Here is a 1,167-nt window from a genome sequence, read left to right as displayed (position 1 = left end):
TCTCGCCGGCGGCCTTGCGGGTGAAGGTGATGGCGACGATCTGCTGCGGTTCGGCGCCGGCCAGCAGCGCACGCAGGATGCGCGACACCAGCATCCAGGTCTTGCCGGCGCCGGCACAGGCCTCCACGACGATGCTCCGCGAAGGATTGCAGGCCAGCGCGTAGAAGTGCTCGCGCGGCACGCGCAGGCCGTCGGCCCAGTAGGCGAGTTCTGCGCTCATACCCAATCATCCTTTCGGCACAGGCCGCGCGCTTCACAGTAGTCGCAGACCTTGCCCTCGCCCAGCGCCGGCAGCGGCGCGCCATCACGCACGGCCATCAGGTCGGCCTGCAGCCCGCCGCGCAGTGCCAGCGCGGTGTCGCTGACGTCGGCGTGCGGCAGCAGCGCGATGCCCTTGCCATCGTCGAGCACCAGGTAGGCCGCCTGCAGCCCCGGCTCGGCGCCCATCAGCAACGCGTAGGTGGCAAGCTGGGTGTCCTCCAGCGGCGCGGCCAGCTTTTCCTTCAACCCCTTGGCATCGCCGGTCTTGTAGTCAAGCAGCCAAGTCTTGCCTGCAGCGTCGTCGATGCGGTCGATGCGGCCGCGCAGCGTCAGCGCGTCCAGTGGCGCATCGAATGGTTGGCAGTCGCGGTCCACCTCGCCGGCGGCGAAGCGCTGGCCACCCGCCTCGGCCTCGACCAGCCAGGCGAGATACAGCGGGCGCAGCCGCTCGAAGGCGGCCGAGAAAGGCAGGAAGTCCGCCGCGTCCAGCCACGCCAGCTCGGCCTCGGCCGCGGCGCGCAATGCGGCGTCGTCATCGCCCCCCCCGCGCGCCTCGTGGAAGCGCTTCAGCACCGCGTGCAGCCAGGTGCCGTAGTCGCGCTTGTCGGGCTCTTGCTCCAACTCGTCGGCTTCGCGCAGGCCCAGCAGTACGCGGCTGAAGAACTGGTAGGGGCAGTTGCGCAGCGCGTCGATGGCGCTGGCGCTCAGGGCCGCCGGCAAGCGGCCATCGGCATCAGCGGCAGCGCGGTGTTGGGGCTGGCCCGGCGGCGTCAGAAGCTCACGCCCGTCGCGCCATTCATGCAGGCCCTGACCGCTGCGCGCTGCCGCGCCGGCCAGCCGCTCCAGCAGCGGGCTGGCCGGCAGCGGCTCGGCGCCTGCGAAGGCGCAGCGCAGCAGCGTCAGCAC

The 1,167-nt window shown here is 71.6% G+C and carries 2 protein-coding genes; both read right to left on the bottom strand.

What is annotated here, in order from left to right; genetic code table 11:
* On the bottom strand, positions 1-220 hold a 220-nt coding region (locus tag AC1DU6_RS32130; protein WP_477862261.1), incomplete at its 3' end, for a UvrD-helicase domain-containing protein.
* Positions 217-1,167, bottom strand: a 951-nt coding sequence (locus AC1DU6_RS32125; RefSeq protein WP_477862259.1) for a RecB family exonuclease, incomplete at its 5' end; no start/stop codon positions are given. The genes AC1DU6_RS32130 and AC1DU6_RS32125, both read right to left, overlap by 4 nt.

It is taken from the genome of Roseateles sp. P5_B10, assembly GCF_056400485.1.
Note: the sequence above shows the minus strand (reverse complement) of the source record. Positions and strands in the feature narration are given on the sequence as shown.